Genomic DNA, 26,672 nt, shown 5'->3' with positions numbered 1-26,672 from the left:
CGCGGAACCTGCGGCCGGTCATCCTCAAAAAAAAGAGTTTTATTATCCCCCCAGCAGTCCTCCTGAATCCGTAGATCCTGAATCCGTAGATCCAGAATCCCTATCATCAACTGGTAATAATCCTCTTGAATAATCCGGAACAGGTGGGGGTAGCAGTCCCCTGGAATAATCGGGGGTGGGTGTTGGAATCGGAGTTGGAATCGGAGTAGGAGTGGGTGTTGGTGTGGGTGTCGGTATTTTTACTTCTGAAACCAGCTCCCAAACATATGCTTTTCCGGGGATTTCACCTTTAGTCCTCCAGCTTGCCCTGTACATATAATCCTTGTAAATGACAATGTCGCCGGAGAGATACATCTTTGATGCAGACCATACCTGAAGAAGACCTGTTGAGGGAGTTGGAGCAGGCATGGGCTCACCGGAAACAGACATCCATACATATGATTTTCCCGGGACCTCCTCTTTGTTCCGCCATCTTGCAGTGTACATACCACCCTCGTAAAGGACAGTATCTCCGCATTCATAGATTTGATTCGATCGCCATTCCGGAATGAGGCCGGTTGCAGGAGTGGGTGTAACAGTGCCGGGTGTTGGGACCGGTTTGGGTTTGATATCTGAAATAAGCTCCCATACAAATGTAGAGCCGGGAATTTCGCCTATTGTAAGCCATTTTGCGGCGTACATATCACCCTCATAAAGGACACGGTTGTCAGGGAAATACAACGTATTTGCATTCCACTCCAGGATCAGACCTGTTGAAGGAGTGGGAGTGGGTTTTGGCTCACCTGAAACCAGCATCCATACATACTCGATACCGGGCTCCTCGCCTAAGGTCCACCATCTCGCCGCGTACATAGCAAGATTGTGAAGTACGCGATCACCGGTGTCATACTCCTTTTCAGAGTCCCATTTCGGGACAAAACCGGTTGCATGAGTTGGTTCAGGGGTTATTACGGCGGAAGGCCTCATGGTGGCATAATTTTTGAAGATATCGGAGAAGGCAAAATCCTCCTGTTCGATACCGCTGTAGGCCCAGCTTGCCACCACATTCCGGCCGCCGTCTCCATTGTCGCGGTGGGCAGACCATATGGACATCATGCCGACACCTTTGTCGCCTGCAAATTCTGCAACCTTCAGTGCGTCCTCCAGATAAAAGACCTCAGCCTGTACATCATTCTGGCCGATCATCACGGTCAGACCGATCATCTCCCATAGTTCTGCGTCATTGGTTTCAGAGTATATCTCTTTTAACTGTTTAAACAAGTTCTTTGCAGCCTCTATTCCATAGTCCCCCATCCTTCCATCCGGATCCGGCGCTGCCGAGCCACCGTAGTCCATAAGCATGACATTGACCCTGTCAATCCTGACCCCGGCATCCTTTGCGGATTTGATCAGGGCAAGCCCTTCATGTGTGAGTCCTGAGGGATTGATCGGGAGCGTGTATGACACATATAATGCAGTATCCGAATCCTGAAGACTTTTGATTGCCCGGTTGCGCCTGTCGATCGATGGTTGATCGTTTAGAGCTGCTCCCTCGATATCGAAATCGATATTTTTCACACCATATGCATTGATGACTGAACGGTATTTCTCTATAAGATGATCAAGGTCCGTGATTCTCCGTGCAAACTCCGTCGTCTCACCGCCCGCTCCACCGAAGGAAATGATCACATCGCCTCCCATAGCACGGATGCCGTCGATCTGATCCCTGTAATAGCCGTCAGCAGGGCGCCATCCCCACATGGGCTCGTTATTATTACCTGCATTTATGAAACCAAGTGTGAAGTACTTCACCCCTGTTTTCTCGGCTATGCTGGTGATCGTTTTGTCGGGTGTACCGAGCGAGACATCAATATACGGGGCATAGACCTGCGACGGCAGGGGTGCGGCAGTAGCGGAAGGTTTCATCGAGGGGAAATTCTTTATGATATTGGTGAATTCAAATTTCTCCTGAGGGATGCTGCTGCAGGTAGCTGAAGGCGGGTACCTGCCGTCACAGCCACCATGGTCACGGGTCAGGGACCATATGGACATCATACCGATGCCTTTGCTTCCTGCAAATTCTGCAAGCTCACGGGCATCTTTTTGATAAAATATCTCCCCCTTTGCATCATTCTGGCCGATCATCGGGGTCAGCCCCATCCTTTTCCATACCTCGGCATCGGACTTACCTTTATAATAGCCCTGTTTCAACTGCTTATGCACGGCATTTGAGGCATCTATCCCGTATTTTCCCATTTTGCTTGGATCTTTCACATACCAGTCGCCATAGTTCATAAGCATGATATTGACCCTGTCGAAGATGAGCACCTCTTTTCCGGGATTTGCAGCTTTGTATCTCTCCTCGGCACTCTGTACATCGTTAAGAAAAGCCATTTCAAATGCGTTGAAGCCTTCTTCAGGAGTGACCGCAAGAGTAACCGATACCCTCAGATCCGGGTATTTTTCCTTGAGCCGTATTATCGCCTGGTTGCGCCTGCTGTTTGCACCCGGGTTCTGCACAGCTGCTCCCTCTATATCAAAATCTATAGAGTTAACACCATATGTCTCGATGACCGAACTGTATGCCTCAACCAGAGTGGTCAGGTTGGTTATTTTGATCGCCGGTTCGGTTGCCTCACCACCTGCTCCGCCGAAGGAAATGATCACATCGCCTCCCTTGGCGCGGAGGGCGTTGATATCTCCCAGTCTCCAGTCAGGTTCAGTATGATCTGCAAATCTGAGTTTACCGGCGCTGTTCACGGTTATGAAGCATAACGTATAGTACTTCACTCCGGTTGCATCATACGCATCGTTTATGGTGAAACCCTCCCAGAGCCCATAATCAATATACGGGGCAAAGACCTGTTCGGGCCAGTCCGCGGCAGCTGTCGCAGGAAAAAAACTGTTTCCGCAAAGAATGATCAGAAACAGAAACGCAAGTTTTGTAAGCCTCATATTTCTTTCTCTATATTTCCATCTTATAAATAACTTCTATATATGTTATGTAATGAATGAAACTAAAAGAGACTATAATTTCGATCTTTGTATCTTATACCCCTGACGAGACACAGGGTAAGAAAATAAGATGGGATGAATAATCGAGAAGAGGGACGAAGCATACAGGGGCGGCCTCCCCCGCTCGCCCCCTCAACTCACTCCTTCTTCTCAATCCGCCCGGCCCCGATCCCGGATCTGAAGACCTTCACGACACGGAACTTCCGGCCGGTCGTCCGCTCGTACCATTCGCGGTGCTGATCCGCCTCTTTCAGGGTCCGGAGCGGGTGGCGGACCCGCTGTCCGGTCTCCTCATCAACAAGCACGATCCTGCTCATTGCCTCTTGCCTGAACTATTGTGTATTTACTCGTTTTTCTTCTCGCCAGATCCGTGTGAAAGGCAGGACTGCACATCCTTTCCGAGGATGCCGACCGCATCTGCCCGGCATCGCTGGCAGTGCTTCATCTGCTTCACATACGGTTCGCAACGGTCATGCATCTCCCGCTTCATTGCCGGTGTCGGCGGGGTGATACCCTCGAACTTGTACTGCGGGATGAGGGGGATGATATTGAAGTTATAGACGCCCATTGCGCCGACCTTCTTCGCAATCTCGGGGATATGCTCGTCATTCACGCCGGGGATGTAGACCGTGTTGATCTTCACGATCATCTTCCGCTCGACAGCCATCTGAATCCCTTTCAGCTGCTGTTCGAGGAGGATCTTTGCGCCCTCCACCCCTTCGTACTTCTTCCCCTTGTAGGTGACATGCGAGTAGATCTTCGCCCCGATCTCAGGGTCGATTGCATTTAAGGTCACCGTCAGGTTGTAGACATCGTACTTCACCAGCTCATCGACATTCTCGGGGAGCAAGAGGCCGTTTGTGCTCAGGCAGAGGATGAGATGGGGAAACTCCTCATGCACAAGCCTGATCGTCTCCAGCGTCTCCGGGTTTGCAAGCGGCTCACCGGGGCCTGCGATCCCGATCACCTTCACGTACGGGAACTTCTCCATCACTTCCCTGACGCGGGCAACCCCGTCCCCGGGGCTGAGCACCTCGCTTGTCACGCCGGGACGCGACTCATTCACGCAGTCAAAATCCCTGACACAGTAATTGCACTGGATATTGCATTTCGGCGCAACCGCAAGATGGGCCCTGCCGAATGCATGGCATGCCTTCTCTGAAAAGCAGGGATGCTCCTTAATCCGCCGGAGCGTCTCGGGATCGTAGGGGATCTCCTTCCCCTGCACGTTCGCTGTCGGGTAACCCTCATCCGTCATATGATCTACTAATGGACGAATAGGCAATAAATACTGTCCTTTCTGCATCCCGGACTGTACCAGATCCGGCATGATATCATTTTTTATTCCCATGCGATCATCCATCTATCATGAAACGTATCGCCATCCTCCTTCTCCTCTGCCTCCTGCTGCCGTTCTTCTCCGGCTGCACATCAGAAGCAGAGGCACCCCCGGAGATCCCCACACCAACCCCGACTTCGGTGCCGATCGCCCCGGTTGAATCGCCCATCATCGTACTTCCCCCTGAACTGGCAGGAACACCAGTCACGCTCTCGGCATCTCCCCTGACACAGGACAATGCCCTCTATCTCAGCTTTGAGATGAATGCACGGGGACGGCAGGCTCAAATCCCAACCGCGGGCTATCCCCTGATGCTCACCTTCTTCGCATACAATACCGACCAGTTTGAACCAGGATATGCGCCAAAAACCGCATCCGAGGTCAGGTACTCCGGAATGCCGTATAAAACCCGTTCTGTACATCTCTATTCACAGAATATCCTCACACACACCGAACAGGTGCCGGAGCGTGGCTCCCCTGCCGGGCTCTTCTATCCAGGCAAGCCATATGCCTATGGCGTTATCATCGATATCAGGCCGGTGTAAACAACATGAACAGGATCATCTATCTTCTGATCGGGCTTGCACTCCTCGCCCTTCCGGCATCAGCCGCGGTATCGTTTTCGACCCCGTCATCTGTTGATCTCACCCTTGGAGACCCAATCACCCTCACCGGCACAGCAGAACATACCTCTGTTCTCTACCTCTTCATGACCGGCCCCGGAATGAATCCAAATGGCGTCTCGCTCAATGACAGGCAGGCGCTTGCTGAGACCGGGAACATGGTGAAGGCCTATGTGACGCCGGAAGGCAGGTGGGAATATACCTGGTTTACGCAGGGGATCAGCGGAAAATCCGGGCTCTCTGCCGGAACCTATACGGTCTATGCCTCGGACACCCCGCAGCATGCCGGTGCGCTGGCGAAATGTGCCGGGTGCGCCTATGATACGATCACTGTGACACTCTCGATCCCGGCGGTACAACCAACGGCATCGACGAAGATGGGATCTATCGATATCAGGGCCCATCCCGGCCTGACTATCCTGCTGGATGGCATCCCGATGGGTGCGACGCCTTCGGTACTCACCGGCGTTGCGACCGGCGTCCGGGTGCTCGAACTTAAATCCGGCTCATACTACTCGTGGTCCGAGCGGGTGGCGGTCTCGGAAGGTGCAACTGCAATCATCAATGCAAACCCCCTTGCCCTCCCAAAGACCGGATCAATCTCTATCACCTCCTCACCCTCCGGGTACCCGATCATCATCAACGGGGCAAATACCGGAACCAATACCCCCGGCACCGTTTCAGGGCTCACCGCGGGCCTCCAGATCGTTGAGCTGAGGCCGCCTGCATATAATAACTGGAAGCGATCCGTCACCGTCTATCCCGGCAAAACCGAGATGCTCGTTGCCGATCTCGTCTCCCCGGGAGCACCGGCAACTCCTGTTCCAACACCTCTCCCGGCGGAAACCGGCTCACTCCGGGTCACCTCCATCCCTGCCGGGGCGAATGTGAACGTCGGTGACAGGTACTATGGCATCACCCCGGTCACCATTCCCGATCTCGCAGCAGGCCCCCAACAGGTCACCATCTCACTTGCGGGATACGGCACATGGAGCGGTGCGTTATCAATTGCCAGTGGCGAAACACTTGATCTCGCACCGACACTCAGCCCCCTGCCACAGCCAACTCCCACACCCTTCCCGGTCTTTGCCGTCTTTGCGGCCCTGCTGGTTGCCCTGCTCGCAGTCCGGAGATGGTAAATCTCCAAAATTTTTAACCATTCCCCTTTATATGGCCGATCCCGCCCCGGAATTGTGTCCGGATCCCCTGTACTTCAGGAGTGTTCCGCCCCTTTCTCCACAATTCATCCTCCCCTCACTGATCTATCGATCACAACACCCTTCTTCTTGAAGAGCAACCTCTAATGATAGAGTGGATAACGATGGATCTCTTTGGAAATATTCTTGGGAAAAGTGAGTCTGCCGCTCCATACATCCAGAAGGCCGAGGCGCTCTTTGAGAAGGGGAAGGTCGAGGATGCAGTGCGGCAATGCAGGCGGGCGGTCGATATCGAACCGGGGAATGCCCAGGCCTGGTACCTGATCGGATCCGGGGAGCGGTATCTCGGGAATACCACCCAGGCACTGGAAGCGTTCTCAAAGGCAACAGAACTCTCTCCCAATGACCCTGCCGTCTGGATTGCAATGGCAGGTGTCTATGCCCGGTGCGGAAAGTTTACAGAGGCTGTCGCAAGCCTTGACCGCCTCCCCGCATCTGATCTGAAACGCGGGGATATCCTTCTCTGGAAAGCCGAGTGGCTTGAAGCGCTTGGCCGGTATGAGGAGGGGGAGCAGGTACTCAACGAGATCCTTGCCCAAACCCCGGAAGATGGAAAGATCATCGCATGGCGAATCAACCTCCTGATGCGTCTTGGCAGGTTCACAGAATCCCTTGCCGCCATCGGATCAGCACTCTCTCTCGGGTACAAACCGGCAGTGATGCATGTCACAAAAGGCCGTGCCCTTGAAGGAACCGGGGATATGAAAGGGGCACTTGCCGCATACCGGGAAGCCCTTGCACTCAATTCCGAAGATCCCGGCACCTGGTATGCTCGGGCACGGATCGAGGAATCAAACGGCGACTATGCCGCCGCCGCTGCATCCTATGCCGAGGTGATGCGGGGGGTAACAGATGACAGTGCCGCTGGTGTTGCACGATCCCACTGCCTCTTTATGGCAGGCCAGTACGAGGAGGCATACAATGGCTTTGAGAAGGTCGTCACAAAAAACCCGGACTTCTACCCGGGATGGTATCTCCTCGGTGTCACGGCAGAGCGGCTTGGGCGGGTGAAACGGGCAGCAGAATGTTTTGATCACCTCCTCAAGCACGACTCCACCAATGCAAACGGCTGGTACCGCCGGGGACTTGCGATGATGAGCCTTGGCCGGTACAAGGAGGCGCTTGAGAGCTTCCGGAGGATGCAGCATCCCGATGGCACAAAGAAGGTCGCCTGGGTGACAAGCGACGGTGAGATGAGCCTCTTTGGGCGTTCATTCGATCAGGGCGGCACAGCACAGGATCCGATCGAGATCGATGCGAAGAATATCGTCCTGATCGGTCTCCAGGCACGCTCCCTTGCAGGTGTCGGGCAATATGAAGACGCACTGAAGATGATCAACCGCCTCCCGCCTGAAGAGAAGAAGACGATACAGATACAGCTGATATCTGCCGAATCAGAGGCTGCACTTGGGAATTATGCAGCTGCAATGCAGCACCTTGAAGCGGTCAGGGGCGATCCGCAGGCATTCTCCCAATCCCGGCGCCTCTATGCAGAGATCCTGATGAAGAACCAGAGATACCGGGAAGCAGCTGAGATCTTCGGCCAGATCCTCTCAGATGATCCCGAAGATATCAGGGCACTCCGGCGCAGGGCCGAGGCGCAGATTGCGCTTGGCTCATATACCGCAGCCGGAGAGGATCTCAAGGCGCTCATCGACCTCTCCCCAACAGACTGGCAGGCGATTGTGCTCCGCTCCGAACTCCTCTCTCTCACCGGCGATGCACGGGGAGCTCTCTCCCTCCTTGACGATCTCCCCGATAAACTCCGCAAGACTCCGTCTGTCGGGATGATCCGGGCCTCTGCCCTTGAAGCAGCCGGAAGAATGGAAGAGGCAACAGAGGAGCTGAAGCAGGTTCTGGTCGCCGATCCGGAACACGCCGGTGCCGTCCTCCAGACCGCAACCCTTGCGTACAGAATGGGCGATCTTGGCTATGCCGGAGAACTCATATCCCGCCTGAAAGATATCCCGGGTGAGACCGGAGGACTTGCCCTTATGCATGCGGAGATCCTCTCAGCAGTTGGGCAGTATGACGAAGCAATCGATGCCTTCACCGAATCCCTCTCATTCAACCCGGATAATCCCTCTGCATTGATCGGACGGGCAGATGCATTCAGGCGTGCAGGACAACCTGATCCTGCACTCTCTGACTTAAATGCCGCCCTCTCCGTCGATCCAAAATCCCTCCATCTCCATGCCCTCTCAGGCAGCATCCTGATGCTCCGTTCGCGGTATGCAGAAGCAGCAGATGCCTTCAGGAGATCCGAATCCGATCTCTCACTCTCGTTAGCAGCCGAGTCGCTCATCCGCTCAGGAAGATATTCAGACGCACTCTCTCACTTCGAGAGCTACCTCTCTTCCCATCCCGACGATCCGACCGCCCTTTATCTCGCCGGGATGGCAGCAGAGCATATCGGGAAGTACCATGCTGCCATCGCACATTACCAAAAGGTCAGGGATACCATCCCCGATGCAGAGTACCGGCTCGGCTCTCTCCTGAATGCAACCGGTGACTATGGCGAGGCAGAAACAGTCCTCGGACAATTCTGTGAACGCCACCCCGATGATATCGGGGGCTGGTGCACGAGGGCAACCGCATATGAACACCTGGGCCAGGATCAGCTCGCAGGCGATGCATACCAGGAAGCGATGAACCAGGGTGCGGAGAGCCCCGCACTCCTCATTGCAATGGAAGGCGTCCTCTCACGGCTCGGGCGGCTGGATGATGCAGCAGAGATCTGCCAGTCGATTGCACGGCAGCACCCGAATATTCCGATGGTCAACCGGCGGCTCGGCGAGCTGATGACGCAGCTTGGCCGATCCGGGGAGGCGGCCGATGCATACCGGAAGGCTCTCTCAGAGACATCGGATGACCCGGTTCTCCTGATGGCAGCAACCGATGCACTCATGAAGGTCGATGCGCAGAAAGAGGCTATCAGCAACCTCAAACATGCCGGGGAAGTGCATCCCGATGACCCCCGTATCTGGCGTGCCATGGGTGATGCGCTGACAGCAGATTCCGAATATGCACATGCGGTCCGGGCATATGATCGTGCCATTGCAACCGGCAATGCCCCGGCAGAGGTCTACCGGGGACGGGCACGGGCACTGATCCTCTCAGGAAAGTGGAGTGAGGCCTGCAGTGCCCTCTCTGAATACCTCCAGGAGGAGGATCATGATCTCGCGACATGGTTCGAACTCGGTGGCCTTGCAGAATCGGTCGGGGATCTGAAGCTGGCGGAGACGGCATACAAAAAAGCCGCACAGCTTCCGGGAGCCTCCTTTGCCCAGGCACGGGTGCTCTCTCTTCTCGGTGAAGACGAGCGGGCCCTCGCCCAGGTTGAGACACTCCTTGCAGACAATCCCGATACAATCGAATACCTCAGGTTCTCTGCCTCCCTCTTCCTCAGGATGGGACGGTATGAAGAGGCGATCGATAGTTACTCCCGTGCCCTCAGGGTGAGGCGGGATGATCACCAGCTCACCAGGGGGTATGCATCCGCCCTTGAATCTGCGGGCCGGTACCATGAAGCAGTCGATATCTATTCACAGCTCCTGAAAGAGGAGCCTGCCGGATCATCAACGATCCACTCGATCGCCTCACTCCTCACGCATCTTGGAAAGTACCGTGAGGCCGCCCGCCAGTACGATGTGATCCTGGACGATCACCCCGATGATGTTGCAGCACTCATCCGCAGGGGATCCATTGCCGAGCGGCTCGGGCAGTTCGGCGAAGCGGTCGACTGGTACGAGAAAGCCCTCTCCATCGACTCGAAGAACGGTCCGCTCTGGAGTGCACGGGGCTCGATCATGGTTGCCCTCGGCAGGTACAATGATGCGCTGAAATCCTATGACCGTGCGATCGATCTCTCCCAGAACGAGATCAATGCGTGGTACTGCAAAGGCCTCGTCTTAAATTATGTAGGGAAGAAGGAACAGGCGATGTCGTGCCTTGACCAGGTTACCGAGGAAGATCCTGAGCATGCACTCGCCTGGTACCAGAAATCACGGATCTATGACAGCATCGGTGAGCGGAAGGAGGCACTGAGCTGCCTCTCACGCGCCCTTGATATCGATCCCGATCTCTGAGCTATGCTGATCAGGATCATTGCTGTTGGGAAGGTGAAAGAGAACTGGCAGAAGGAGGGGATCGCGGATCTCATCCGCCGCCTCTCCCCCTATGCCACCATCACCGTCACCGAGGTGCCTGACCAGAAATACTCTTCAGCCGGCGAACAGCCTTCTGCCATCAGGAAAGAGGGTGCCGCTCTCCTTGCAGCAGCAAAAGATCCCGCTCTTTTTATCGGGCTCGATCCCGCAGGAAAAGGCATGCCGAGCGAGGCATTTGCCGATCTCCTCCGAAACCACGAGATCTCCGGGAGAGGCGATATCGCCTTCTGTATCGGGGGCGCAGACGGCCTCTCGGATGAGGTGCGTGACCGTGCCGATCTCCTCCTCTCGCTCTCACAGATGACGTTTACCCATACGATGGCCCGCCTTCTTCTCCTCGAACAGATCTACCGGGGATTTCGGATCATCAGGGGAGAGCCGTACCACAGGTAAAATAGGGGGATGGTCAGGCCATCCTGCGGTTGTGGCGGATCTGGAAGAGAACCATCACGATGAGCGATACCGGAAGGGCAATCACCAGCGGATTGCAGGCACTCCAGGGCTGTCCGAGTAAGGATGGCACGCCGAAGATGAACTGGGATAATCCAAGAACGCTTGATTCGGCTGCATGGACAAAGACCGTCCAGAGGAACCAGACGAGCGCTCCTGCCAGAAGCGATGCCTTTGCACCGATGATGCAGGGGGATTTCGAGGTGATCCCGTTTACGAATGCAGGCAGGAATGCTGATGCACAGAGCCCCATGAAGATGACGGTTGCCCGTGCGATGATACTGCCGGGAAGCAGGAAGGCAACAAGGATGGAGATGACCATCATGATTATGATGCCCCGCCTGTTGACAGAAAGCGAGAGTGCACACTCCCGTCCGCGTCCCCAGACATCACAGGCAAGTGCTGTTCCCATTGTGTGGTAGAGTGAGCTCAGGGTTGACATAGCGGCACAGAGGAGCGTCAGCATGAAGATGATGACGAAGACATCCGGCATTGACTGTGTAATGAAGAGCGGAATGATCGAATCGATATTCCCGCCAGCAGCAGTGATCGCGAGTTCCCCACTCTGCTGGTAGAAGTAGACGTTTGTCAGTGCGCCGACGGTGAATGCGACGCCGGTCATCATCAGGATGAAGGGGCCGCCGATCAGGGTTGCCCGGTGCAGTGATTTGTCATCCTTTGCGGTCATGAACCGGACGATCAGCTGTGGCTGGGCCAGAACTCCGATACCGACACCGAGCACCATCGTGGTGATAAGCGTCATCCAGATCGGGGATCCAAACGTCGGCATTGCAGTCCACCCGTTATGCCCGGCTGCGGCAAGCCCTTCAGGCACAAGGTGTGCCATATTGGTGAGTGCGGTATTTGCCTCCACAACCCCTCCGAGATGAATATAGGTCAGGAGCAATAGTGCGCTCATGCCGATCAGCATGATGGCACCCTGCAGGGCATCGGTGTGCATCACGGCGATGAGCCCGCCGAAGACGACATATGCACCGACGATCAGGGCAAATCCAAGGAGTGCTGTTTCGTACGGGATTGAGAGCGTGACCTCGATGAACCGTGCCCCGCCGATCAGGATGGCCGCAGTATAGATCGGCATCGAGAGGATGATGATGATCCCACTCACATACTGGAGGAACGGGGATTTGTAGCTCTTTCCCATCAGGTCAGGGAATGTGTATGCGGAGAGCCGTTTTCCGGCCTCGCGGATCTTCTTGCCGAAGAAGACGAAGGCGATGAAGATACCGACCCCGATATTCAGGACAGTCAGCCAGATCAGCCCCATACCGAGGTTGGCTGCAACACCGCCGAACCCGACGATCGCGGATGTCGAGATGAAGGTCGCTCCATAGGAGAGCGCGATAACAACCGGATGGGTGTTTCTCCCGGCGACCATGTAGTCCTCCGCGACCTTCGTCTTCCGGTACCCATAGTACCCGATGCCGACGATCATCAGCAGGTAGATGGCGACCACTATCGAGAGTGTCAGGACATCAACTGCCATGTTCTGCGTCTCCATTGTTCCAGTTCAACAGACCATACAGTACACACAAGCCTGCGAACCCAATCGCAAGCAGATATGCAATCCAGATGTAGGGATCAGGAATACCAAACATGATGATAACCTCCGGTACCTCAGCAACTGCACGGGAGACCGAAAAATAAGGCGGTCTCCCTATCTAAAGAAGAAAAAGAAGTTGTCTGCTACGAATGCAAGAGCCAGTTCCCTGTATCCTGGTAGAGCAGACATGAGGTATCCACTTATTGTTATCATTTTCTCCTATATATATCAAGCCTATTTCGTTCTGAGACTGAGTGCGGCGGAGTTCATGCAGAACCGGCGGCCGTCCGGGGGAGGCCCATCATTGAAGACGTGGCCGAGGTGTGCTCCGCAGAGGGCGCAGAGTACTTCGTCCCTGATCATGCCTGCCGTTCTGTCAACCTGGATCCTGATATTATGTTCAGATACGGCTCTTCTGAAACTCGGCCAGCCGGTGCCTGAATCGAACTTGTCGTCCGAGAAGAAGAGATCTGTTCCGCAGCAGGCACAGGCATACACCCCCTCTGTATGGCAGTCATGGTATCTGCCGGAGAATGGCGCTTCTGTCCCCTTCCTCCGTGCCACGTCAAAGGTGAGGGGATCGAGAACGCTCTTCCATTCATTTTCTGTCTTCTCCACCGGCTCCATATCGATGAGCCCGCCATCCCGAACCGAAAAGATCTGAACCATAGAGGAGAGATGGATCCGCCGGTATTTGAGATGATCGATCATTCACAATCGAGCGAACAATATATTATCGATCGGGTTCATCTATACATCAGGTATATTCATGAGGGCCAGAGATCGATCCGACTTTTCTTTGTATGGTACTGCTGCCGGGGTGCAGGCAGTCAGGAACCCTGTGCGGAGGCATATCCTCCAGCTGCTCGAAGGCGGGGAGATGAGCTTTGACGCAATCGTATCCTCATCAGGCCGGGCAAAATCAACCGTCTCCGCCCATCTCTCCTCGCTTTCCGATGAAGGGATCGTGGGCTCCCGTCCCGGTATGGAGGATGAGCGGAAGAAATACTTCTTCTTAACATCCCATTTCATCGGTGAACTCCAACCCGGAGATCGGATCGCAGATGAGATCAGTAATTATGCTTTTGAGTACCGGGAGGGGGCAGTCGATCCGTTCCATCTCTATAAGCTCATCTACCGCACCTTCCGTGTCTCTCTCCTCACAGAAGGAATATCTCTGGATCCGCTTCTGAGAAGATCAGGTGAAAAAGTCGGTGAAGCGGTCTATCCTGCGGTTGCAGGAGAGGATATGGAGGAATTCTGCCAGAATCTGGCAAACTTCTGGGATCAGCACCGTCTCGGGAGAATGGAGATCCTCTCGCAGGATCCGATCAGATTCTCAGTCTATGACTGCTTCGAATGTGTCGATCTCCCGCAGCTCGGCAAACCCGCATGTTCGTTTGATTCCGGCCTCCTCTCTCTCCTCTTCTCCCGGCAAACCGGCTCCCTCATGAATGCATTTGAGCGGGAGTGTTATGCTGCCGGGGATCCCTGCTGCACCTTTGAGATACTTCCAGTTCCCGAAAAATAACCCGTTTTGACCAGCAAGGTTATACCATCCCATGACATTTTTTGTTATGGTGTGAACCGATGATCCGAAAAGGTCTTTTTATTCTGTTGATAGCAACAGCCCTGCTCTTCGCAGCGGGCTGTGTCAGTGAACAGCCAGATGCACCGCCGCAAACCCCGGCACCGCCAGTGTCGCTGCATATGTTTGATGCAACCAATGATGGAGGGAGCTATACCTTCGAGCCCGGTGAGATAATCCGGATCACGCTCGCCGAGAACCCGACGACCGGGTACTCCTGGGATATGGCCGTTCCCGCAGGGCTCACCCTGAAGAGGGATGAATTCATCGCCCCGGATACCGAACTCGCAGGAGCCCCTGGCACGCATGTCTGGGAGTTTGAGGCTGGCGCTCCCGGCACTTACATCGTTGAAGGAAAGTATCTCCGGCCCTGGGAAGCAGATGCCGAGCCTGCCGAAACATTCACCCTGACGATCATTGTTGAGGCAGCCACGGAACCCACTTCACGGGTACTTGAGGTTGATGAGACAAACAATGGCGGCATGATCGGCTTTGATACAGGAATGCAGTTCAGAATCACGCTTGTCGAGAACCCGACAACCGGGTACTCCTGGGATATGACCATCCCTGAAGGGCTCACCCTTGTTTCCGATGAGTTCATCGCCCCAGATACCGAATTGATGGGTGCTCCCGGCACGCATGTCTGGCTTATCCAGGGTGATGAACCCGGCGAATACGTGGTTGATGGCAAGTACATCCGGTCCTGGGAAGCGGATGGCGAGCCAGCCGACACATTCACCCTTGAGGTAATGGTCGGGTAAGCATTCTGCCTTATTCTCCCTAAAATCCTCATTTCCCTCTTTTTCATCTCTTCGATCCATAGGAAGACCGTGATTAGGTATCGTCAATGCTATTACTGCCATTGTGCAACAGTGATTATGCATCGCATCCTTTCCCTTGCCCTGATCGCTCTCTTTGCGCTCACTCTGGGCTGCACTGCCATCGGCGACTTTGGAGAAGAAGCCGGGGATCAGATCGCTATCCGCGAACCCTATCCGCTCGCTTTCCATACGAGTTTTTACTCGCAGGGGATCTCCGATATCACCTTCATCCTCCATAACTCCGGCACAGATGACCGGTTCATACGGGCATCTGCCTGGTATGACGAGTTCAGCTCAAAGACCATCACAACGGTTGAGATCCCTCCGGATGAGACGATCGAACTCGATGTGATGATCGTCCTGAACGAAGAGAAAGTCCGTGCCCTCACGACCACCACCCTCTTCAACCTCGCATGGGTTGTCGAGGAATGGGATGGGGATAGCTTTGTCATCATAGAGGAAGGAACCGCCCCGATCGAGGTCTATCCGATGGATACAATGGTTTGGGAGATCTCGGATGGTGAGGGTGGCAAAATCGATACGACCGATTATATCGCTGTCTTTGTCACGCCACAGGCACCGGCTGTTCGCGAACTGCTGGTTGCATCAAAGGAGTATGTGGATCCCGCCTATGATCCGATGTACGAAACCCTCGGCCTCTCCCGGACCCTTGCCGGGTACCAGTTTGGCGACCTTCCTGAGGAGGCATGGTATATTCATACCGGCCTTCATGCGAAAGCCGTCTATAATGCCCTCAAATATACCTATGATGTCAGGTATCTCGATATGACGGCAAGCTTCGGGTCACTGGGGTATGTCCAGCGGGTGAATACGCCTGAAGAGTCGCTCCGTTCCACATCCGCAAACTGTGTGGACGGCTCCGTCCTCTTTGCCTCAGCCCTTGAGGCAATGGGGATCCACTCCTACATTGTCCTGACTCCCACCCATTCCTATATGGCATGGAAACATGATCCGAGCCCGGCCATTGCACCCGGATATGATAATCCGGGTGGCCTCCCGCTCCTCACCCCCGACGATCTCACCGCACTTGAGACGACGATGATCGGGGACTTTTCATTCGGGGAGGCAGTTGCCTATGCCGATGAACAGCTCAGAAAAGACTGGGATTTGTTCAATGACTTTGAGAACCCCGATGCCCATGAGTACCGGCTGATTGATATCGGGTATGCACGGGAAGAGGGGATCTACCCCCTCCGGTGAATGTTCTGGATCAATCAGATCAGATCCGGCTTGAAGATCTCAGCGGGGAGAAAAGCTACAAGAGAGAGGAACAACCACATACATACAAATGGCTGAAGAGAAGCGTCTGACACGGTCAAAGACAAACCGGCTCCTGGCCGGCGTATGCGGAGGGATTGCAGAATACTATGGATGGGATCCCTCGCTCGTCAGGATAGGCTGGATCGTCCTCTCCTTCATCCCGGCTTTTCCGGGCATTATCCTCTATATCCTCGCCCTGATCATCATCCCCGAAGAGGATGGCGAAAAGAAGAGCGATCTCTATACCGGCGAATAGCCGGATTATCCCATCTTCTCTTTTGCCTGCCGGATCTGCTCCCTGAGCTCGATTGCATGCTCAAAATCAAGCGACTCGGCAGCGGAACGCATCTCTGACTCGAGCTGGATGATCAGGTTCGGAATCTCGTCCTGCGGGATCTCTGCAAGCTCAACCCCCTCGACCTCCTTCTCCCGAATCGGTTTTCTGATCGTCTCCGGCACAATCCCGTGCTCTTCATTGAAGGCGATCTGGAGCTTCCGCCTCCGTTCCGTCTCGGCAAGGGCCCGCTTTATCGAGTCTGTCATTTTGTCAGCATAGAGGACGACACGGGAGTTCGCGTTCCTCGCAGCCCTGCCGATCGTCTGGATCAGGCTCTTCTCGTTTCTCAGGAACCCTTCCTTGTCTGCATCCAGAATGCCGACGAACCCGACCTCGGGAATATCCAGCCCTTCCCGGAGCAGGTTGATCCCGACCAGCACATCGAAGGTGCCGAGCCTGAGCTGCCTGATGATCTCGGTCCGTTCAAGCGTGATGATCTCGGAATGAAGGTACCGTGTCTTGATCCCCCGCCCGATCAGGTAGTCTGTGAACTCCTCGGCAAGCTTCTTTGTGAGGGTGGTCACGAGCACCCGGTCCCCCTGCTCAATGGTGCGGAGGATCTCCCTCTCCAGATCCTGGGTCTGCCCGTCGATCGGCCTCACCTCCACCACCGGATCGACGAGGCCGGTCGGCCTGATGATCTGCTCTACCACCTGTTCGGCATGTTCTGCCTCATAGCTTCCGGGGGTTGCCGAGACGAAGACGACCTGCTTCATGTACCCCTCAAACTCATGGAACTTCAGGGGGCGGTTATCAAAAGCGCTTGGGAGGCGGAACCCGTACTCGACCAGGTTCTTCTTCCGTGCATAATCGCCATTGAACATCCCCCGCACCTGCGGCAGGGTCTGGTGGCTCTCGTCTATGATCAGGAGAAAATCGCCGGGGAAATAGTCGAGGAGGCAGTACGGCTTCTCGCCTGCGGATCTCCCGTCAAAATGGCGTGAATAGTTCTCGATCCCCTTGCAGCTCCCGGTCTCCTCGATCATCTCGATATCAAAGAGGGTACGCTGGCGCAGCCGGTGCGCCTCGATCATCCCGAGCGTCGGGAGCACCTCGTCCAGTTCGGCCCGGATTGACTCAACCGCCCGCTTCCGCTCGTCTTCCGGGGTGACGAAATGGCGGGCGGGATAGACATGGAAATATTCCATCGTGGAGAGCCGCCGCCCGCTCGTCTTCTCGATCTCCGAGATCCGATCGACCGTGTCGCCGAAGAGCTCGATCCTGATGATATCATTGAAGTATCCGGGGATGATCTCGATGGTATCTCCACGCACCCGGAACCTTCCCGGCATCAGTTCGGTGTCGTTGCGCTCGAACTGGATCTCAACCAGCCGCTCGATGATCTCCCGCTGCTTTGCCTTCTCACCGCACCGGAGCTCAAACCCGAGGTTCCGGAAATGTTCGGGGTTGCCGAGGCCGTAGATGCAGGAGACCGAGGAGATGATGATGGTATCGTTCCGTGAGAGGAGCGAGGCGGTTGCGGAGAGGCGCATCTGCTCGATCTTCGGGTTGATATCCGCATCTTTCTCGATATACTGGTCTTTTCTCGGAAGATAGGATTCCGGCTGGTAGTAGTCATAATAAGAGACGAAGTACTCGATCCGGTTCTCAGGGAAGAAGTCCTGAAATTCATTATAGAGCTGTGCCGCAAGGGTCTTGTTATGGGCAAGGACGAGGGTGGGCATCTGGAGTTCTGTGATTAAGTTTGCGATCGTGAAGGTCTTCCCTGATCCCGTCACCCCGAGGAGGGTCTGTTTCCCCATCCCCCCGGAAAAACCGCTGGTTAAACCTTTGATGGCATCAGGCTGGGAGCCTGCCGGTTTGAAGTCCGCGTGTAGGGTGAAGTTCATGGAATAACCTTCTTTCTTCGCTTGATCCTGTTATAGCTGACGGCGAACCGGTGCGCCTCGTCCCTGATCTCCTGGATGAGGAGGGAGGCGGGATCGTCTGAAGGCACCGGGAGGGGATAGGGGAGTTTCGGGAGATAGATCTCCTCCTCCCGTTTTACAAGCGCAATGACGGGGATATCGAGATCGAGCTTATTCAGCTCGGCATATGCGGCCGAGAGCTGTGCTTTTCCGCCATCGATGACGATTAAGTCCGGCATCTCCCCGTCTTCTGCAACCAGCCGCGAGTACCGCCGCGAAACCACCTCCCGGATCGATCCGGGATCATCCCCCCCGACGGCACTCTTCAGGGAAAACCGCCGGTATCCCCGCTTATCAGGCTTTCCGCCGACGAACCTGACCATCCCCCCGACAGCGGCGGTGCCAGAGAGATGCGAGATATCAAAACACTCGATCACCTCGGGATCAGCTGCCAGCCGGAGTGCCCGCCCAAGCGCCTTCACCCGCTCACTCCCCGAGAACCAGGTGAGATCGACATTCTTTGCAGCAAGATCAAGGAGTTCACGCTTTGCCCCCTGCTTCGGGACGGTGATGGTGACGCTCTTCCCCCGGATCTCAGCCAGGTACCCGGAGATGGCATCGTCCACCGTCTCAGGGAGGATCACCTCGCCCGGCACCTCATGGTCGCTGTAGTACTGGACAAGGAATTCTGAGAGGAATCCGGGTGTTTCATCGAACCGGAACTCCTCTTTTTCGACCAGCGTCCCGTTCCTCTGGTGGAAGAGGAGGAGGAAGACCTCGCCGCCGGTGATCCGGTACTGGATCACATCCCCTTCGCTGGCTGTTCTCCGGGCAGCCATCCGCCTCCCGGAGAGATGTTCGAGAGCTGTGATCGTCTCCCTGATCGTGATTGCAGACTCAAATTCGCAGCTCCGGGATAGCTGTTCCATCCGGGCTTTCAGATCAAAAATCAGCTCCCTTGTCCTGCCTTTCAGGACCTCCTCTGCCTGCCGCACCCGTTCTGCATATGCCTCTTTGGAGATCTCCCCGATGCAGGGTGCCGGGCAGGTGTTGATATGGTAGCGGAGGCAGGCACGTTTTGGGAGCCGCCTGCATGAACGGAGGCCGAAGATCTTCTTCACCATCGCAAGCAGCCGATCCCGCTCACGGGCAGAGACGAAGGGGCCGAAGTACCTCCCTTCTGCCCCTGCCTTCCGGGCAATCCCGATCCTTGGGAATGGATCGCCGGAGATGTGGATGAAGGCGAAGCTCTTTGCATCCTTCAGGTCGATATTGTATTTTGGCTGGTGCCGTTTGATCAGCGTATTCTCTAAAATGAAGGCTTCTGTCTCGTTTGCTGTTGCGATGAAATCAACAGATCTGATCGCATCAACCAGCACAGCGGTCTTTGGATCCAGCCCCTTCTTCGTAAAATAGCTCTGCACCCGCTTCCTGAGGTTCTTTGCCTTGCCGACATAGATGACGGTGCCGGATTCATCCAGAAAAAGATATGAACCCGGCTCTTCGGGAATATGGGTGGTATCGATCATGGCTCAAGGAGGGGCCTGAGGAACCGGCCTGTATGGCTCTCAGGTACACCTGCGATCTCCTCTGGAGTCCCTGCCGCGATGATCTCCCCGCCGCCATCACCGCCTTCGGGGCCGAGATCGATGATATGGTCTGCGGACTTGATCACATCGAGGTTATGCTCGATCACAACGACCGTATTCCCCTTCTCCACAAGATCGTCGAGCACCGAGATGAGCTTGCTGACATCATGGAAATGAAGGCCGGTTGTCGGCTCATCAAGGAGATAGAGGGTCCTGCCGGTTGCCCGTTTTGCGAGTTCACGGGTGATCTTGATCCGCTGCGCTTCCCCGCCTGAGAGGGTGGTGGCACTCTGCCCGAGCTTGATGTAGCCAAGCCCCACCCGGCAGAGTGTCTCAAGCTTCTGGCTGATTGCGGGGATATTCTCGAAGATGCTCCGTGCCTCCTCGACACTCATCGCGAGGACATCCGCGATCGTCTTTCCCCGGTACCGGACTTCAAGTGTCTCGCGGTTGTACCGCTCCCCTTTGCACTCCTCGCACTCGACGAAGACATCGGGGAGGAAGTGCATCTCGATCTTGATGGTGCCGTCACCCTGGCATGCCTCGCACCGCCCCCCTTTCACATTGAAGGAGAACCGCCCGGGCTTGTATCCCCGAACCTTCGCCTCTTTTGTCTCGGCAAAGATCTTCCTGATCTCATCAAAGACCTTTGTGTAGGTGGCGGGATTCGATCGGGGAGTCCGCCCGATCGGGCTCTGGTCGATGACAATCACCTTGTCAATCTCCTCGTCTGCCGTGAGCGAGGTGAAGGCGCCGGTATCCTTCCGGGAGCCATGGATGGTGTTCATCAGGGCCGGGTACAGGGTCTCGTAGATGAGGGTTGATTTTCCGGATCCAGAGACCCCGGTGATGACGGTGAAGAGTCCGAGCGGGATCTCGCAGCTGATATCCTTCAGGTTATGCTCGGTGCAGCCGGTGAGCCTGATACAGGGTCCTTTCAGCCGGCGTTCTTTTGGAACCGGGATCGTGATCCTGCCGGAGAGGTACTGGCCAGTGAGGGAGTCTTCTGCGTTGATGATATCATCAAGGGATCCAAGAGCGATGATATCGCCGCCGTGGATCCCCGCTCCCGGCCCCATATCCACGATACAGTCTGCATGCCGGATTGTATCCTCATCATGCTCGACGACGAGGACGGTGTTGCCGAGATCGCGGAGGTGTTTTAAGGTCTCGATCAGGCGGTGGTTATCCCGCTGGTGGAGGCCGATTGAAGGCTCGTCCAGCACATAGAGGACGCCCATCAGGTTTGATCCGATCTGGGTGGCAAGCCGGATCCGCTGCGCTTCGCCGCCCGAGAGGGTGCCAGCGTTTCGTGAGAGGGTAAGGTATGACAGGCCCACCCGTTCAAGGAAGAGGAGGCGGGATCGGATCTCTTTCTTCACCTGCCGTGCAATCTCCTCCTCCTTCGGCGTGAGGGGGAGATCGGTGAAGAAGGCGAGTGCTTTTCCAACCGAGAGGTCGGTAACGTCCGCAATCGAGTACCCGTGGATTTTCACCGCGAGCACCTCCTTCTTCAGCCGCAATCCCCCGCAGGAGGGGCAGGGGGTGACCCGCATAAACTTCTCAAGCTCCTCCCTCCTGTACTCGGATTTCGTCTCCCTGTACAGCCGTTCGGACTGGGGGATCAGCCCTTCCCAAACTCCCTTGTGGGACCATTCGGCATCCCCCTGCTTCATCTTCATCGAGAATCTGATCTGATCGTCTGATCCGTACAGCAGCGAATGGAGCTGCGGTTCATTCAGGTCACGGATCGGGGTATGGATCGTGTACCCGGCATGTTCGGCAACAGATCCGAGATACTGCATACGGTACCCGTCAAGGAAGTTCCGGTATAATGCCACCGCACCGTCTGCGATACTCTGATCCTTATCCGGGATGATCAGGTCGGGATCAAACCTCATCTGGAACCCCAAACCGTTACAGGTCTCGCATGCCCCAAAGGGGCTGTTGAATGAGAAGAACCGGGGCTGGAGCTCCTCAACAGAGAAGCCGCAGATCGGGCATGCCATCGTGGCAGAGTAGGTCTCTTCTGAACCGTCCTCAAAAGCAGCGATAACAAGCCCCCCTGAACGCTTCACGGCGGTCTCGCATGCCTCGGCAAGACGGGAGGTCTCGGCCGGATCGAGCCGGTCGATGACGATCTCGATATCATGCTTCACATAACGTTCGAGTGGGATATCCTCGTCGGTCCTGTGGATGATCCCATCCACCCTGACCCGGGAGAAACCTTCAGAATCGAGATCTTTTATGATCTTCGCATAGGTTCCCTTCTTCTGCCTGACAACCGGCGCCAGTATGGTGACCATCCCGGTTCCGTGTGCTGCGATGGCATCTGCGATCTGCTGGGGTGATCTGGATTCAATCGCAATGCCATGTTCGGGGCAGTGCGGTATTCCGACCCTTGCGAAGAGGAGCCTGAGATAATCATAGATCTCGGTGACCGTCCCGACAGTGCTCCTCGGGTTCTTCGAGGTCGTCTTCTGTTCTATCGATATTGCAGGGGAGAGCCCTTCGATCGCATCGACATCGGGCTTATTCATCTGGCCGAGGAACTGGCGGGCATATGCCGAGAGGGATTCGACATAGCGCCGCTGCCCTTCGGCATAGATGGTATCAAAGGCAAGCGTGGACTTCCCTGAACCCGAGACGCCGGTGATGACGATCAGCTGGTCACGGGGGAGGATAACGGTGATATCCTTCAGGTTATGCTCACGGGCTCCACGAACAATTAAGTCTTTCATCAGTGATTGTACCTGTTGATCATGGATGGTAATAGGTATAGAGATGCTGTCAACGGTAGTGGCGTCTCAGGAATGATCTCACCTTCTCCGACTCGATCCACCCCTGATCCAGCTGGTCAAGATAGCCCCTGATAATCTCCACCTGCATCCGGATCTCTTCTCCAATCTCCTCATCCCCGCATCCCGCATACCCGAGGATGACGGTGAGCGGGTTTCTGATATGATCTCCCAGAACGGCAAACTGTTCGATATTCTCCTCGATCTGGCGGTATGCCGTCTGCTTGATCCCAAAGTCCCGCCGCCGCTCGGTTATATCCCGTGAGATGGAGACGATCACCCTCCTGCCGCCGAGCATCATCCCGTGGGCATTGATCTCAACCGGGCAGAGCGATCCATCAGCTCTCGCCTGTTCGGTCTCAAAGAGGATCTGATCCGAGACGAGCAGCTTCTTCACCTCTCTCAGGATCTCCCCGACACGCCCGGCAGGTACAATATCGAGCGGGGATCTGGAGAGGAGCTCATCCCTCGTGTACCCAAGCCGCCGGCAGGCGATATCATTCACTTCGATGAATGCCTCCGGTTCACCTTTTCTGCTGATGGTATAGACGACGATCCCGTCATTCCCTCCATGGAAGAGGAGGCGGTACTTCTCCTCGTTCTCCCTGAGCATCGCCTCCGCCTCCTTCCAGCGGGTGATCTGGCGGAAGAACCAGAGTGTGTTATCCCCCTCGATCTCCCTGATCGAGAGTTCGTACCACTGCCGCTCACCGGATGGTGATTGGAGCACGAGCTCTTTTCCCCTGAGCGGAGTCTTCGAGGCGAGGGCATCCTTCACCTCTGCAATAACCGCCTGATCCGAAATCCCGTTCTCTCTGAGTATGGAGAGAAAGAGGTCAAGCGGATCGGGAGCATCGCTGATTCCCTCCCCGGCAAGCCGCCTGAATGCGTCGTTTATATAGGTGATCGTATCTCCATTGGCAATCAGAATGGCATCTTCAAGTGCATCTCCGAAAGAAGGCAGATGGGTACAACTCATATTGGTAGTGTACTTCCACCCTTCTTTTTAAATAATTAACTAATGCAAAGGTCTATATTCACTGAACCGGAATCTCTCTTTCATGAAGATTCTTGCATTCAACGGGAGCCCGAGGGTTTCCTCGAGCTCGACAAGACAACTCCTCCTCGCCGCATGTGAGGGTGCGGAAGAGGCAGGTGCCAGCACCACGGTGGTTGATATCTGTGAGCTGGATATCGGGTACTGCAATGCGTGTGGGAGCTGCTATAATACCGGCTCCTGTGTTCTTGACGATGATTTTGAATCTGTCTATTACCAGTTCCTCAATGCAGACGGGATCATCTTCTCCTCTCCCGTCTACATCAACTCGGTGACTGCACAGCTGAAGACCTTCTTCGACCGCCTTGCTGATGCCGTGCATTGCCAGAGGCTCACCGGGAGATACGGGTGCAGCCTCTCAACCGCCGGGGGAGCGCTTGCCGAAGAGGTGGCGGAGTACCAGAACGGCGTGATCCGGATGCTCGGCGGCACTACCGTCGGTTCGGTTGGCGTGAATATCATGGGAGATCCCGGTGCAGTAGCTGCGAAGATCCCGGCTGCAAAAGCACTCGGGGCCGATCTCACCGCAGCCATCCGGGAAGAGCGGCGATATCCCGAACAGGAAGAGGAGCACCGGATCAGGCGGGAACATATGATCGAGCTTGTCCGCTTCAACAAGGATGTCTGGAAGTCCGAGTACGAATACTGGGAGAATCAGGGCGCTTTTTCGGATCGGTGATTAAGTGTCTCCATCCTGCCGATAATATCATCGGTATGGGATCCCATCCAGTAGAGCCGCCTGCATGAAGGGCACCAACGGAAGATGCGCCCTCCCTCTTCTGCCGGCGCATAATCTGCTCCCCGGATCTCCTCTTCGGGCGCATCTTCGAGGAGGCTGTTGCAGATCGAACAGCGGATCAGCCTGACCGGGAGGTCGATTCGGCCCAGTTCTTTCAGGAGTGCGAGCTGATCGAGGATCTCCTTCTCCCCGATATAGATCCCCTGTTCTCCGGCGCGGCCTGCAAGTTCACGGTCGCGGGTGAGGAGGATCCTGCCCTCCCGTTCGGCCCACTGGAGGAGTTCTGTATCTTCCTTTGGGTTGCCGGATGGGAGGCAATCCGCACTCTCTGTATCATAGCCGAGGAGCCGGAGGTAACGGGTGAGGGGGCCGAGCATCCGGTCCACAAGGAACCGGGGTTCAGGCGTCATCTGAGCACGACCGGTATCCGGTTGCCGCAGTTTTTACACTGGTCTCCGCTAAGCCCCACAATCTCAGCAGAAAATCCTCTCCTCAGGATCAGATCCGCCCCGCAGGAGGGGCACCGGGTATCTTCGTCCGATGATCCGGGAATATTGCCAAGGTAGGGGTATTCAAGGCCGAGTTCCCGCGCCCGATGGTAGATCCGCTCGAGGGTTGAAATGGGAGTTGCAGGGGGATCGCTCATCCGGTAATCGGGATGGTACCGGGTGAAATGCATCGGGGTGTCGGGGCCCAGGTGCTCGATCACCCAGCGGATCAGGGAATCGATCTCACCCGGATCATCATTCATGCCGGGGATCACCAGTGTTACCGTCTCGATATGCATGCCGAGTTCATGTGCCCGGATTGTTGCATCGAGCACCGGCTGGAGGCGCCCCCCGCAGACCTTTTTGTAGAAATCATCATTGAATGCCTTCAGATCCACCCGGAAGGCAGAGAGCATCGGGGAAAGTTCGTTCAATGCCTCTTCGGTGATGTAGCCGTTCGTGACATAAATCGTCTTCAGATCGTGTTCCCGAGCAATCTCTCCCATATCAAGGGCATACTCATGCCAGATCGTCGGCTCATTATAGGTCCAGGTGATGCTCGCAGCACCGGATCGCATCGCCTGCCGCACCCCCTCTTCCGGTTCGATCTGCCGGAGCGGGAGGGAATCGATCGTTGCCTGCGATATCTCCCAGTTCTGGCAGTGCCTGCATCGGAAGGTGCATCCGATTCCCCCAAGCGAATAGGTGGTGGTGCCGGGGAGAAAATGGAAGAGCGGCTTCTTCTCGATCGGATCGAGTGCTGCTGATACAACCTTCCCATAGGTCAGCGCATAGAGCTTCCCGTCCCGGTTCCCGCGAACGCCGCAGATCCCCTCTTTCCCCTCCCGGATCAGGCAACCGTGCGGGCAGAGTCCGCATCGTATCCCATCATCCTCTCTCATCCAGATCCGTGCTTCTTTCATCTCTCCCCATTCACCCCGTTTTGATCTCTCTCCACTCTGTGGAACACGGCATTATATGTGATCCATGATGAAATGTTTAAGGTACCATGAAGAAGGTAGTTATCTCGGTCGGCGGGTCGGTTCTTGTACCCACACTTGAGTCGAATAATCTCAGTGCATGGGTAGCAGTGCTCCGGGAGATTCAACAGGACTATTCCGTCTTCTGCGTCTGTGGAGGAGGAGGTGAGGCACGCCGGTATATATCGGTCTGCCGGAGCCTCGGAATTGATGAGGGAACCGCAGACGAACTCGGCATCATGGTGACGCGGATCAATGCGTTCCTTCTGATCTCCGCACTCGGGGATGCCGCCTATCCAACCGTTCCGGCAACCTACCGTGAGGCGAAGCAGGCAGCGCTCCACGGGAGGATCGTCGTCATGGGAGGGGTGACACCCGGCCAGACGACAGATGCGGTCTCAGCCGTCCTTGCAGAGGAGATCGGAGCAGATCTGCTGGTGAATGCAACGGCAGTGGATGCAATCTACTCGGCTGATCCGAGGAAGGACGCCTCTGCCGAGCGGTTCACACAGATCACCCCGACAGATCTGATCAGGATCATCATGAAGGAGCGGATGGGCGCGGGATCGAACATGATCGTCGATCTGGTGGCAGCCAAGATCGTTGAGCGGAGCGGCATCCCCTTCATCGTGATGGATGGGAGAAAACCCGGCGATATCGTAACAGCGCTCAAAGAGGGGACATTCAACGGCACTCTTGTTGCAGAGAAGCCGGATTCCGTTCTCCCCCTCTGAGATGCGGACAAAACGATACCCTTTTTTAGATAGACC

The 26,672-nt window shown here is 55.6% G+C and carries 22 protein-coding genes; 10 read left to right on the top strand and 12 right to left on the bottom strand.

The features are described 5' to 3' along the window. Nucleotides 1-42: 42 nt before the first annotated feature. The 3 genes from ACYUBO_RS07635 to nifB all read right to left on the bottom strand — a co-directional run bounded on the left by ACYUBO_RS07635 (nucleotide 43) and on the right by nifB (nucleotide 4,252). Nucleotides 43-2,934: a chitinase gene (locus tag ACYUBO_RS07635; protein ID WP_460373364.1), complete on the bottom strand. Its 2,892-nt coding sequence runs from the start codon at nucleotides 2,932-2,934 to the stop codon at nucleotides 43-45. A 197-nt stretch (nucleotides 2,935-3,131) separates the two neighbouring features. Beyond that, nucleotides 3,132-3,311, bottom strand: a complete 180-nt coding sequence (locus ACYUBO_RS07630; protein WP_460373363.1) for a hypothetical protein — start codon at nucleotides 3,309-3,311, stop codon at nucleotides 3,132-3,134. Between the two features lie 26 nt (nucleotides 3,312-3,337). Further along, nucleotides 3,338-4,252 (bottom strand): nitrogenase cofactor biosynthesis protein NifB, encoded by a 915-nt coding sequence (gene nifB, locus ACYUBO_RS07625; RefSeq protein WP_460373362.1) that lies wholly within the window; start codon nucleotides 4,250-4,252, stop codon nucleotides 3,338-3,340. 110 nt (nucleotides 4,253-4,362) lie between these two features. On the opposite strand from nifB, the gene ACYUBO_RS07620 reads away from it, so the two are divergent. The 4 genes from ACYUBO_RS07620 (at nucleotide 4,363) to ACYUBO_RS07605 (ending at nucleotide 10,735) form a co-directional block, all read left to right on the top strand. Continuing rightward, nucleotides 4,363-4,878 carry a hypothetical protein gene (locus tag ACYUBO_RS07620; RefSeq protein WP_460373361.1) on the top strand — a complete coding sequence of 172 codons (516 nt, stop codon included), beginning with the start codon at nucleotides 4,363-4,365 and terminating at the stop codon, nucleotides 4,876-4,878. Nucleotides 4,879-4,883: 5 nt separating this feature from the next. Continuing rightward, entirely contained in the window at nucleotides 4,884-6,095 is a 1,212-nt protein-coding gene (locus ACYUBO_RS07615) for a PEGA domain-containing protein (protein ID WP_460373360.1), read from the top strand. A 164-nt stretch (nucleotides 6,096-6,259) separates the two neighbouring features. Next, a complete protein-coding gene (locus ACYUBO_RS07610) occupies nucleotides 6,260-10,261 on the top strand; it encodes a tetratricopeptide repeat protein (protein ID WP_460373359.1) in 4,002 nt (1,333 codons plus the stop codon). A 3-nt stretch (nucleotides 10,262-10,264) separates the two neighbouring features. Then, nucleotides 10,265-10,735, top strand: coding sequence for a 23S rRNA (pseudouridine(1915)-N(3))-methyltransferase RlmH (locus tag ACYUBO_RS07605; RefSeq protein WP_460373358.1), 471 nt, complete (start codon nucleotides 10,265-10,267; stop codon nucleotides 10,733-10,735). Nucleotides 10,736-10,748: 13 nt separating this feature from the next. Here ACYUBO_RS07605 and ACYUBO_RS07600 read toward each other — a convergent pair whose 3' ends face one another. The 3 genes from ACYUBO_RS07600 to msrB form a co-directional block, all read right to left on the bottom strand. Next, nucleotides 10,749-12,299 carry a sodium:solute symporter family protein gene (locus tag ACYUBO_RS07600; protein ID WP_460373607.1) on the bottom strand — a complete coding sequence of 517 codons (1,551 nt, stop codon included), beginning with the start codon at nucleotides 12,297-12,299 and terminating at the stop codon, nucleotides 10,749-10,751. Further along, the gene (locus tag ACYUBO_RS07595; protein WP_255331701.1) at nucleotides 12,289-12,411 is read right to left on the bottom strand and encodes a symporter small accessory protein; all 123 of its coding nucleotides are present in this window, start codon (nucleotides 12,409-12,411) and stop codon (nucleotides 12,289-12,291) included. The genes ACYUBO_RS07600 and ACYUBO_RS07595 overlap by 11 nt, the downstream gene beginning before the upstream one ends. 179 nt (nucleotides 12,412-12,590) lie before the next feature. Further along, nucleotides 12,591-13,025 (bottom strand): peptide-methionine (R)-S-oxide reductase MsrB, encoded by a 435-nt coding sequence (gene msrB / locus ACYUBO_RS07590; protein ID WP_460373357.1) that lies wholly within the window; start codon nucleotides 13,023-13,025, stop codon nucleotides 12,591-12,593. Between the two features lie 100 nt (nucleotides 13,026-13,125). Here msrB and msvR point away from each other — a divergent pair, with 100 nt between their 5' ends. The 4 genes from msvR to ACYUBO_RS07570 all read left to right on the top strand — a co-directional run bounded on the left by msvR (nucleotide 13,126) and on the right by ACYUBO_RS07570 (nucleotide 16,302). Next, complete coding sequence (msvR, locus tag ACYUBO_RS07585) at nucleotides 13,126-13,887, top strand: transcriptional factor MsvR (protein WP_460373356.1); 762 nt, start codon at nucleotides 13,126-13,128, stop codon at nucleotides 13,885-13,887. 59 nt (nucleotides 13,888-13,946) lie between these two features. Next, a complete protein-coding gene (locus tag ACYUBO_RS07580; protein ID WP_460373355.1) occupies nucleotides 13,947-14,705 on the top strand; it encodes a protease inhibitor I42 family protein in 759 nt (252 codons plus the stop codon). 117 nt (nucleotides 14,706-14,822) lie between these two features. Then, nucleotides 14,823-15,986, top strand: a complete 1,164-nt coding sequence (locus ACYUBO_RS07575) for a hypothetical protein (RefSeq protein WP_460373354.1) — start codon at nucleotides 14,823-14,825, stop codon at nucleotides 15,984-15,986. A gap of 88 nt (nucleotides 15,987-16,074) precedes the next feature. Next, nucleotides 16,075-16,302, top strand: coding sequence for a PspC domain-containing protein (locus tag ACYUBO_RS07570; protein WP_460373353.1), 228 nt, complete (start codon nucleotides 16,075-16,077; stop codon nucleotides 16,300-16,302). A gap of 5 nt (nucleotides 16,303-16,307) precedes the next feature. Here the strand turns inward: ACYUBO_RS07570 and uvrB are convergent, their stop codons facing one another. From uvrB to ACYUBO_RS07550, 4 genes are read right to left on the bottom strand one after another with little or no spacing between them, the layout of a single operon-like run. Continuing rightward, entirely contained in the window at nucleotides 16,308-18,233 is a 1,926-nt protein-coding gene (uvrB, locus tag ACYUBO_RS07565) for an excinuclease ABC subunit UvrB (protein WP_460373352.1), read from the bottom strand. Beyond that, a complete protein-coding gene (gene uvrC, locus ACYUBO_RS07560) occupies nucleotides 18,230-19,780 on the bottom strand; it encodes an excinuclease ABC subunit UvrC (protein WP_460373351.1) in 1,551 nt (516 codons plus the stop codon). Before uvrC ends, uvrB begins: the two co-directional genes overlap by 4 nt. Then, nucleotides 19,777-22,581, bottom strand: coding sequence for an excinuclease ABC subunit UvrA (uvrA, locus tag ACYUBO_RS07555; protein ID WP_460373350.1), 2,805 nt, complete (start codon nucleotides 22,579-22,581; stop codon nucleotides 19,777-19,779). The genes uvrC and uvrA overlap by 4 nt, the downstream gene beginning before the upstream one ends. A 49-nt stretch (nucleotides 22,582-22,630) precedes the next feature. Further along, nucleotides 22,631-23,617, bottom strand: a complete 987-nt coding sequence (locus ACYUBO_RS07550; RefSeq protein WP_460373349.1) for a PAS domain S-box protein — start codon at nucleotides 23,615-23,617, stop codon at nucleotides 22,631-22,633. 82 nt (nucleotides 23,618-23,699) lie between these two features. Between ACYUBO_RS07550 and ACYUBO_RS07545 the strand changes: the two genes are divergently transcribed. Beyond that, nucleotides 23,700-24,374, top strand: a complete 675-nt coding sequence (locus tag ACYUBO_RS07545; RefSeq protein ID WP_460373348.1) for a flavodoxin family protein — start codon at nucleotides 23,700-23,702, stop codon at nucleotides 24,372-24,374. Here the strand turns inward: ACYUBO_RS07545 and ACYUBO_RS07540 are convergent. Continuing rightward, a complete protein-coding gene (locus ACYUBO_RS07540; protein ID WP_460373347.1) occupies nucleotides 24,350-24,844 on the bottom strand; it encodes a Mut7-C RNAse domain-containing protein in 495 nt (164 codons plus the stop codon). The genes ACYUBO_RS07545 and ACYUBO_RS07540 overlap by 25 nt on opposite strands. Further along, the gene (gene amrS, locus ACYUBO_RS07535) at nucleotides 24,841-25,845 is read right to left on the bottom strand and encodes an AmmeMemoRadiSam system radical SAM enzyme (protein WP_460373346.1); all 1,005 of its coding nucleotides are present in this window, start codon (nucleotides 25,843-25,845) and stop codon (nucleotides 24,841-24,843) included. The genes ACYUBO_RS07540 and amrS overlap by 4 nt, the downstream gene beginning before the upstream one ends. An 86-nt stretch (nucleotides 25,846-25,931) precedes the next feature. On the opposite strand from amrS, the gene pyrH reads away from it, so the two are divergent. After that, nucleotides 25,932-26,636: a UMP kinase gene (pyrH, locus tag ACYUBO_RS07530; RefSeq protein ID WP_300333484.1), complete on the top strand. Its 705-nt coding sequence runs from the start codon at nucleotides 25,932-25,934 to the stop codon at nucleotides 26,634-26,636. Nucleotides 26,637-26,672: the final 36 nt, after the last annotated feature.

This window comes from Methanocalculus sp. MC3, assembly GCF_054767395.1.
This window is presented reverse-complemented; position numbering and strand designations above follow the sequence as displayed.

Excerpts from the sequence above, each read along its gene's own strand:
- ACYUBO_RS07635 (WP_460373364.1), bottom strand. The coding sequence starts at position 2,934 with ATGAGGCTTACAAAACTTGCGTTTCTGTTTCTGATCATTCTTTGCGGA.
- ACYUBO_RS07630 (WP_460373363.1), bottom strand. The coding sequence starts at position 3,311 with ATGAGCAGGATCGTGCTTGTTGATGAGGAGACCGGACAGCGGGTCCGC.
- nifB (WP_460373362.1), bottom strand. The coding sequence starts at position 4,252 with ATGACGGATGAGGGTTACCCGACAGCGAACGTGCAGGGGAAGGAGATC.
- ACYUBO_RS07620 (WP_460373361.1), top strand. The coding sequence starts at position 4,363 with ATGAAACGTATCGCCATCCTCCTTCTCCTCTGCCTCCTGCTGCCGTTC.
- ACYUBO_RS07615 (WP_460373360.1), top strand. The coding sequence starts at position 4,884 with ATGAACAGGATCATCTATCTTCTGATCGGGCTTGCACTCCTCGCCCTT.
- ACYUBO_RS07610 (WP_460373359.1), top strand. The coding sequence starts at position 6,260 with ATGATAGAGTGGATAACGATGGATCTCTTTGGAAATATTCTTGGGAAA.
- ACYUBO_RS07605 (WP_460373358.1), top strand. The coding sequence starts at position 10,265 with ATGCTGATCAGGATCATTGCTGTTGGGAAGGTGAAAGAGAACTGGCAG.
- ACYUBO_RS07600 (WP_460373607.1), bottom strand. The coding sequence starts at position 12,299 with ATGGCAGTTGATGTCCTGACACTCTCGATAGTGGTCGCCATCTACCTG.
- ACYUBO_RS07595 (WP_255331701.1), bottom strand. The coding sequence starts at position 12,411 with ATGTTTGGTATTCCTGATCCCTACATCTGGATTGCATATCTGCTTGCG.
- msrB (WP_460373357.1), bottom strand. The coding sequence starts at position 13,025 with ATGGTTCAGATCTTTTCGGTTCGGGATGGCGGGCTCATCGATATGGAG.
- msvR (WP_460373356.1), top strand. The coding sequence starts at position 13,126 with ATGAGGGCCAGAGATCGATCCGACTTTTCTTTGTATGGTACTGCTGCC.
- ACYUBO_RS07580 (WP_460373355.1), top strand. The coding sequence starts at position 13,947 with ATGATCCGAAAAGGTCTTTTTATTCTGTTGATAGCAACAGCCCTGCTC.
- ACYUBO_RS07575 (WP_460373354.1), top strand. The coding sequence starts at position 14,823 with ATGCATCGCATCCTTTCCCTTGCCCTGATCGCTCTCTTTGCGCTCACT.
- ACYUBO_RS07570 (WP_460373353.1), top strand. The coding sequence starts at position 16,075 with ATGGCTGAAGAGAAGCGTCTGACACGGTCAAAGACAAACCGGCTCCTG.
- uvrB (WP_460373352.1), bottom strand. The coding sequence starts at position 18,233 with ATGAACTTCACCCTACACGCGGACTTCAAACCGGCAGGCTCCCAGCCT.
- uvrC (WP_460373351.1), bottom strand. The coding sequence starts at position 19,780 with ATGATCGATACCACCCATATTCCCGAAGAGCCGGGTTCATATCTTTTT.
- uvrA (WP_460373350.1), bottom strand. The coding sequence starts at position 22,581 with ATGAAAGACTTAATTGTTCGTGGAGCCCGTGAGCATAACCTGAAGGAT.
- ACYUBO_RS07550 (WP_460373349.1), bottom strand. The coding sequence starts at position 23,617 with ATGAGTTGTACCCATCTGCCTTCTTTCGGAGATGCACTTGAAGATGCC.
- ACYUBO_RS07545 (WP_460373348.1), top strand. The coding sequence starts at position 23,700 with ATGAAGATTCTTGCATTCAACGGGAGCCCGAGGGTTTCCTCGAGCTCG.
- ACYUBO_RS07540 (WP_460373347.1), bottom strand. The coding sequence starts at position 24,844 with ATGACGCCTGAACCCCGGTTCCTTGTGGACCGGATGCTCGGCCCCCTC.
- amrS (WP_460373346.1), bottom strand. The coding sequence starts at position 25,845 with ATGAAAGAAGCACGGATCTGGATGAGAGAGGATGATGGGATACGATGC.
- pyrH (WP_300333484.1), top strand. The coding sequence starts at position 25,932 with ATGAAGAAGGTAGTTATCTCGGTCGGCGGGTCGGTTCTTGTACCCACA.